The sequence below is a fragment of the Luteibacter sp. P4_D7_3 genome (assembly GCF_056401735.1).
Genome location: NZ_JBFUIT010000220.1, coordinates 1 through 7,013 on the forward strand (window position 1 = coordinate 1; position 7,013 = coordinate 7,013).

Below are 7,013 nucleotides of genomic sequence, written 5' to 3' on the forward strand. Positions count from 1 at the left end.
GATCATGGTGAAGCATCCCGAGCGCGTGCAGGCGTTGATTGTCTCCAACGCCAACGTTTACCAGGAAGGGCTCGGGAAGAAGTGGGCGCTTATCGCGGAGTACTGGAAGGATCCCAAAGCCCACCCGGAGGTTTTTGCGAACTTCGTCTCGCAAGCGGCCACGGAGCAACGTCACACGCTTGGCAGCTCGCATCCGGAACGCTACAACCCCGACACATGGACCGACGAGTTCGCGCACCTGTCACGCCCGGGACAGCAGGAGATCCAGTCGGCGCTGTTGTACGACTATCGGAACAACGTGGCCTCGTATCCGGCCTGGCAGGCGTGGCTGCGTGCGCACAAGCCGCCGACCCTTGTCGTCTGGGGCAAGAACGATCCCTCGTTCATCGGCCAGGGCGGCGAAGCGTATCGACACGACGTTCCCGACGCCGAAGTCCACCTGGTCGACGCCGGTCATTTCCCCTGGGATGAAAAGGTCGACGAGATAGCCACGCTGGTCCTGGCCTTCCTCGACAGGCAGCCTCGCTGAACGCGGCGTGCCGGCAACCGCCGGTCGGGGCGCCTGACGCTTATACTAACCGACTCGTTTGTTTCACTACGTACCCAAAAACATGTTGAGAAGCGACCAAGTTCTTGTGACCGTCGGCACGGCCTGCACCCTTTCGGCAGTGGGTTCGACGGAAACCTACCAGGCCCTGGTGGCCCGGTCGGATGAATTCCTTCCCCTCGCGGCATTCGATGCCGGCCTGGTGGATATCGACCCGGAGGCGGCCAGCGCCGTCGATGGCATGCGTTGGGCAACGGGCGAACACGCCGGCGAGCCGGTCACGCTGGACGAACTGAAGCAGCTGCACGGCGAGTCCCTGCGCGCCAACAGCGGCATCCGGCACGTACCCGGTGTGCGCGAACTGGCCCCGCGCGTGGTCACCGACATCGCCGCGCCGCTTCCTCACGATCTGGAAACCGTCGGCCTGCGGCGCCTGGCAGGCCTGCGCTACGAGGACATCCGTGCCTCAAAGCTCAAAGACATGCACGGGCTTTTCCAGGACGACGCCTTGCTCAGCCCTTCGTTGCAGGCGCAGCTGTTTGCCTACGGCGCCCTGGGCGCCCTGGCCGGCCTGCCGCGCCCGCTTTCGGAACTGGTGCCCAACCCGTTCGACTTCCGCGTGGCGTCAGCCACCGCGTTCGGCGGCATGGATGCCCTCGCCCAATGGCTACGGCCGGATGCGCCGTTGCCCGAAGGCGGCATCCCCAAAGACACCTTCGCCGTGCGGCTCTCGCACTCGCTGGGCTCGCATGGCCCTGCGCTGGTGTCGACCATGCTTTCGCCGAGCTACAGCATCAGCCGGGTACTGAAGAATCCRGAGCTGCGCGAATCGTTGCGCTCGGACGATATCGGCTACACGCGCGTGCCGCAGGCGCCGATGACCGCGGTGGGTGCCTGTGCCTCCAGCCTCATCGCCCTCGCCGATGTCGCGCCGCAGATGCTGTTCGACTATCCCGGCTTTCATAAGCCACAGATGGTGCTACTCACGGCGGCGGATGCCGCGTTGCAATCGCGCTACGGCATCCTCGAAGCCTTTGGCGGCGGCGCCCTGATGACGGGCGACAAGCTCGCCGCCAAGAACGCCGCGCATGCCGACGGTAACGTGCGCAGCGTGCACGATTCGCTCGCCCCATTCGATGTCGACGCCGACGGCACCGTGGTCGGCCATGGCGGCTCGGGCCTGCTGGTGACCACCCTCGAATTCGCCCTGCGCAACCAGCTGGATATCACGTCCATCATCGTCGGCTGGGGCCAGAGCGGCGAAGCCGGTGGCAAGGCGCACTTCGCGGGTGTCGGCTTCGGCGGCGAAAACGCGCTGGTCCAGGCACTCGACATGGCGTTCCAGGGTCACGGCTACGGCGTCGGCGACTTCCAGTACATGGCGGCTCATGCCACGGGTACGCGCACGAATTCGAAAACGGATCTCGGCACGGCGCTGGCGGGCTTGCGTGGCGCGGCTCAGAGGCAAGGCCTGACCGGGGAACTGCCCAAACTCGTGGTCGGTACACCGAAGGCGGTCGGCGATGGCCACACCATGGGTGAGACCGGGCTGAAAGCCTTGTCGCAGGCCCTGCAGTTCGTCCTGGGGCGCACGGCGCCGGGCGTACCCACGCTGCGTCGACTCGATCCCGATCTTGCCGAGATCGCCAGTCACTTCCACCTGCAGGCCGAGCCGTCGCCGGGTAACGCCGATGGTGGTGCGATCTGCGCGACCCAGGGGTTCGGTGGCTACAACGGCGCCGTGGCACTGCGGTCGGCCACGGCGGAAGCCTTCGCGCGGTACGCGTGCGATGCCGAGACACTGGCAACGTATCTCGCCGCGTGGCCGACGATCCGCAGCGAGCGCGAACAGCGTGAGCGGGTGGCGCGACGCGGCCCGAAGCTGGCCCTGTCGATGGCGGAAAAGCATCGGTGGATCGGGCTGGACTGAGTTACGGGACGACGGGAAGAAGTCACCGGTGACTTCACACACCTTCGATTGACGGGCCCCCGCGCATCGCCGAGGGTTGAAGGTATTGTCCTTGCTCCGGTCCATCGTATGCACCGTCATGCCGTTCGCCTAGCCGAGGCCTTGCTCCTGTTTGCCATGCTCGCCTCCCCGCTCCTTTCCGCCCAGGACGCGGCGAGCCCGGCCACGACCCTTTCCCCGGCCGATGCACAGCGGGCCGCCGATGTCCTGCAGGATGCACACAAGCGCGCCGAAGCGATCCGCACACTACAAGCGATAGCGGCTGGCGCCCCGGCGCCCGCCTCATCGACTGCCGCTCACCCCACGCCTGCTCGCGTCGCTGTTCCGCCCCCGGCCACTACCGCAGCCACTTCAGCAGCCATCCCCTTGCAGCAGGACGGCCTCATCGCCCGAATGCTTCGCCACATCGGCCAGTGGGAAGATGGGTTGGGCGGGCAGCTGGCGCAGCTTCGCCATGTCGTCGGCGAGCTTCCCGCTGTCGCCCGGCAGACGACGAACAACCTTGCGAGGGGCGATCAACGCGAGCTGGTCGGACATCTGCTGCTCGTGCTCGTGATCGCGTTCGGTGTCGGTCTCGCCGCCGAATGGGGCATGCTTCGCCTCCTCGCACGGCCGCGGCGCGGACTCACCGCGCACGCGGACGAAGCCGACCAACCCGCGCCCGCTGCCGAAGCGCCCAATCACACCAACCACTGGCGCACGCTACGCCACCTGCCGTTCGCGCTGGCGACGCTGCTGCTCGATCTTCTTCCGGTCGCTGTGTTCTTCCTCTTCGCCGGGCTCTTGCTGCGCTGGATGACTGACAACCCGCAGGTGGCCGACATCACCAGCGGCTTTGTCGATGGTTACGTCACCGCGCGCATCGGTATGTGCGTGCTGCGGCTGCTCGTCTCGCCCGTGGGTCACGGCCTGAGGCTCATCAGGGTCGGCGAGCGCACGGCGCGGAGCGTTCTCGTCTGGTCACGCAGCATCCTGATCGTCGGCACGGCCGGGTTCGCGCTGGCCAACGCCCTGCAGGAACTGGGCGCCTCCGACGAGCAGCGGCTCGCCTTGATCAAGGCCGTGTCGCTCGTGATCCACGTTCTCTTCGTCGTCCTCCTCCTCAAGGTCCGGCGGCCCGTGGCGGCCGCTATCGCGGGCCCACCGGACGCGGTGGGAACGCTCGCTACCGTGAGGCATTGGCTGGCGGAGGTATGGGCGGTCGTCGCGGCCGTGGTCGTACTTGGCGCATGGTTCGTGTGGGCACTCGGGGTCGAAGACGGCTTTCCCAAACTACTGCACTTTGTCGGCGTCACGGCGGCCGTCCTGGTGGTCGCGCGTATCGTCGCGGTCCTGGTGCTCGGCGGCGTGAGCCGTCTGTTCCAGCCTGCTGGCCAAAATGACAGCGACAGCGTTGCAGAGCGTGCCGCTGGCCGGATGCGCGCCCAGCGCTACTACCCGCTCGTGCGCGCTGTCGTCACCGCGATCCTGACGGTATGTTCCATCATCGCCCTGTTGCAGGCCTGGGGTGTGGACGCACTGGACTGGTTCTCCGGCGGAACGATCGGACGCAGCCTGGCCTCCGCACTCATCACCATCCTGGTTGCCGCGACCATCGCCGTGTTGGTATGGGAGGCCGCCAACGCGAGTGTCGATCGGCGACTCTCGCGCTGGAAGGACGCGGGCGACTTCGTGCGCGCCGCGCGCCTTCGCACCCTGTTACCGATGCTCCGCACCTGCCTGCTGATCGCCATCGTCCTCATTGTCGGCTTGACCGTACTCAACCAGATCGGCGTCAACACCACGCCCTTGCTGGCGGGCGCCAGCATCATCGGCGTCGCGCTTGGCTTCGGCTCCCAGAAGCTGGTGCAGGACTTCATCACGGGCATTTTCCTGCTGATGGAGAACGCGATGCAGGTCGGCGACACGGTCACGGTCGGCGATGTATCCGGCACGGTGGAATATCTTTCGATACGCACGGTGCGCCTGCGCGGCGGCGATGGTTCGCTCTATATCGTTCCCTTCAGTTCGGTGACGACGGTGAACAACAGCAACCGCGGCCTGGGCAACGCGGCCATGCGCGTCAGCGTCGTTTACGAAACCGATGTGACACGAGCGATCGACGAGCTCAAGGCCATCGGCGCGAGCCTGCTTGCCGATCCTGCCTTTGCGCCGCAGATCCTTGCCGATATGGAGGTTTGGGGTGTGGATGCGGTAGACGGGGGCATGTTCACCCTGGCCGGACAGATCAGCTGCACCGACAAGGGTCGCTGGGGTGTCCAGCGCGAACTGAACCGGCGGATCCTGGAGCGGTTCCGCGAGCTTGGTATAGTCCTGTCGAATCCGCGCACGAGCCTGCTTCTGGAGGAGAAGCCCGTTACGCCATGAGCCCTGTCGACCCGAACCCTGCGACCTCAGCCCACCTTCCGCTTTCCGCGGAACGGCGAGTGTCGGGCGTGATCGGCATCCGTCCCTTCGAGCTGGGCTGGACCGATGCGCGCGTGCCGCCGGCGATTCTCCTCACCTATGAGGTTGACGCGTTCGATGTCGCTGCCTTCGCACAGCATCGCATCGATATGTCCGACAGCATCGGGCGGAGTGTGAAGAAACGGCAGGCTGAGTTTTTCATGGGGAGGTTGGCTGCGAGGGATGCGGTGGCTGGAGTCTTGGGGGCGCATCGCCATCAGGACGGGCAGATTGGGGTGGGAGAATCGCGGCAGCCGGTTTGGCCGACGGGAATGCTGGGGAGCATTACGCATGCAGGGCCGTATGCGGCGGCTGTTGCAACCGCCTCCACGGGCATTAACGGTATCGGGATCGATATCGAACGGCGCATTGGGGCGGAGACGCGCGAATCCGTCGAGGGGACCGTGCTCACGCTGACCGAGCAAGCGTTGCTGCATGCGCTTGCCGGCGATGTCTCCTACGAGATGCTGCTGACCATCGCCTTTTCGGCGAAAGAGAGCTTCTTCAAGGGCAGCTTCGCCACCGTAGGGACGTATTTCGACTTCGACGCCGTGGATCTCGTGGCGTTGGATGCTCGCGCCGGCACACTCGAACTGATGCTCACGCGCTCGCTGGCACCCGCCCTGCCCCAAGGCCGTCGCTTCGCGCTGCGTACCCGATCCATCGATGCCGATACCATCCTCACCAGTTTCGTGTGGTGAGAACGGTAGCGCTCACGCCTCGACGTGAGTCAGCACGATCTCGCAGAGCGACCCAATCGTAAGGATGTGACGCGAAGGCATACCGCCACCACGCCGACGGGCCATGCGAGCCACGTCATGCCGATGGCGTAAATCGCGAGCGCGGCGAATAGCAGTGCGACAAATACGTATTCGGCAAGCCATGCCCATGCACGCCGACGCGATACGCTTGGCGTGTGATTCGCTATCAGCGCGGGATACCCCCATGTCAGCGCGAGGGCGAAATACGTCGCCGACAACACCATCGCATAAGCGACCATGCCGGCGCGCGAGGTCGTGTCCATATTCACGAGGAAGAACCGTACAACCACGGGCAGCAAGCCGATCATGCTGAGCAGCAGAAGGTTGAGCCAGGTGGTCGGCGCGTCAACCGAATGCAGGTGCGCCAGGTTGCGGCGGTGGGCGACCCACACGGCGGCGATGATCAGGAAGCTCATGAAATAGACGGCCAAAGGCATGGCCCATACCTGGAACAGGGTCTTCCCGGCTTCCATTTCGGGATGAAGTTCCACGGCGGAAAGCGTCAGTGCAATGGCAAACACGCCATCGGACATCATGGTCAAACGGTCGAGATGACGAAGCCTTACGCGCTCTTCCGACAGTCCTGACGGATTCGGTTCCATGCCCTTCCCCTAAATGTTTCCCCGCGCCATCATGCCCTAACCTCAGTTCCTCTGATCGACCCCGCCCTCACGGAATCAACCCAGCCGTCCGCATCGCCCCGATGGCCTGGTCGTAAACCGCAACATCACTCCGGCTGCGCGCAATCAACTGCGCCCCTTCCACCGCAGCAAAAATCGCCAGCGCCCTAGCCTGCCTTTGTGCCAGCGGAACACGCGGTTCGTCTCGCTCGAGGGCTTTCCCCAGCCACTCCACGTTGACCTCGGCGAAGCGCTCCACTTCCGCCTGCACCTCGGCGGGAAGTTCGTCGCGCTCGGCCGCCAGGACACCACACATGCACATGCGGTTCTCGTTCACGAGCGCGGCGCGGAACACRCCGACGTACTTCGTCATGAAAGCCGCGGCGTCCGCTGTCTCCCCGAGCACATCGGCAAGGTAGGCCGCCATCTCGTCCGTATAGCCCCGGGCCAGTTCGGAGCCCAACGCCCCCTTGGTCGGGAAGTGGTAGTGCACGCTCGCGCTCTTCACGCCCACCGACGCCGCGACATCACGGAAGCTCAGGGCGGAGTAACCGCGCGACTGCACCATTTTCCGGGCAACAGCGAGGATGGACTGGCGGGTGTCTGGGGAACTCATGGCGGTGTCCTAGAGACTATCTATCGATTGATAGGGGTTGACAGCGCGAAAAGCA

Annotated in this window: 6 protein-coding genes; 4 read left to right on the top strand and 2 right to left on the bottom strand. The window is 65.1% G+C overall.

Going from position 1 to position 7,013, the window contains the following annotated elements:
* The 4 genes from AC1DSN_RS16145 to AC1DSN_RS16160 all read left to right on the top strand — a co-directional run.
* Positions 1 to 529, top strand: a 529-nt coding sequence (locus AC1DSN_RS16145; protein ID WP_477331643.1) for an alpha/beta fold hydrolase, incomplete at its 5' end; no start/stop codon positions are given.
* Between the two features lie 82 nt (positions 530 to 611).
* A complete protein-coding gene (locus AC1DSN_RS16150) occupies positions 612 to 2,477 on the top strand; it encodes a beta-ketoacyl-[acyl-carrier-protein] synthase family protein (protein ID WP_213947583.1) in 1,866 nt (621 codons plus the stop codon).
* Positions 2,478 to 2,585: 108 nt separating this feature from the next.
* On the top strand, positions 2,586 to 4,883 hold the full coding sequence (locus AC1DSN_RS16155; RefSeq protein ID WP_477331645.1) for a mechanosensitive ion channel domain-containing protein: 2,298 nt from the start codon (positions 2,586 to 2,588) through the stop codon (positions 4,881 to 4,883).
* Positions 4,884 to 4,942: 59 nt separating this feature from the next.
* A complete protein-coding gene (locus AC1DSN_RS16160; RefSeq protein ID WP_477331647.1) occupies positions 4,943 to 5,662 on the top strand; it encodes a 4'-phosphopantetheinyl transferase family protein in 720 nt (239 codons plus the stop codon).
* A gap of 29 nt (positions 5,663 to 5,691) precedes the next feature.
* Here the strand turns inward: AC1DSN_RS16160 and AC1DSN_RS16165 are convergent, their stop codons facing one another.
* Together AC1DSN_RS16165 and AC1DSN_RS16170 are read right to left on the bottom strand one after the other, a co-directional pair.
* On the bottom strand, positions 5,692 to 6,324 hold the full coding sequence (locus tag AC1DSN_RS16165) for a TMEM175 family protein (RefSeq protein ID WP_477295124.1): 633 nt from the start codon (positions 6,322 to 6,324) through the stop codon (positions 5,692 to 5,694).
* A gap of 67 nt (positions 6,325 to 6,391) precedes the next feature.
* Positions 6,392 to 6,958 carry a TetR/AcrR family transcriptional regulator gene (locus AC1DSN_RS16170; protein WP_477295122.1) on the bottom strand — a complete coding sequence of 189 codons (567 nt, stop codon included), beginning with the start codon at positions 6,956 to 6,958 and terminating at the stop codon, positions 6,392 to 6,394.
* Positions 6,959 to 7,013 lie beyond the last annotated feature (55 nt).

What these genes read in the sequence shown, in the direction of transcription:
- AC1DSN_RS16155 (WP_477331645.1), top strand. Translation starts at nt 2,586, where the DNA reads ATGCACCGTCATGCCGTTCGCCTAGCCGAGGCCTTGCTCCTGTTTGCC.
- AC1DSN_RS16165 (WP_477295124.1), bottom strand. Translation starts at nt 6,324, where the DNA reads ATGGAACCGAATCCGTCAGGACTGTCGGAAGAGCGCGTAAGGCTTCGT.